The organism is Nostoc sp. CCY 9925, from assembly GCF_963920935.1.
In the GTDB taxonomy this organism is placed as follows: domain Bacteria; phylum Cyanobacteriota; class Cyanobacteriia; order Cyanobacteriales; family Nostocaceae; genus Nostoc.
The window spans coordinates 1-231 of sequence record NZ_CAWUDO010000335.1 but is presented as its reverse complement, the minus strand read 5'-3'; the positions used below and the strand labels follow the sequence as shown (position 1 = coordinate 231).

Annotated in this window: 1 protein-coding gene; it reads right to left on the bottom strand. The window is 68.0% G+C overall.

The window, feature by feature from the left end:
- Positions 1-231 (bottom strand): hypothetical protein (locus ACM0OY_RS40670; RefSeq protein WP_414574343.1); only part of this gene is annotated, 231 nt, incomplete at both ends.

Below are 231 nucleotides of genomic sequence, written 5' to 3'. Positions count from 1 at the left end.
CAGACTGGGCGGTTCCTGTCCGCATCCAGCGCCGCCAGCCGTCGCGCGGGCTCTGCGATCGTCAGTTCCGACGGCATGTAGGTGTTCAGGGTGGAGCGGTCGCCATAGAGCGGCGTCAGGCTGTCGCGCGGAATGTTCATGTCGGCGATGGTGCGGTCGGCGACCATGCCGCGGAACAGGGCGGGCACGACGCCCAGCTCCAGATCGGTCGCGCCGATGATCATGGGCACA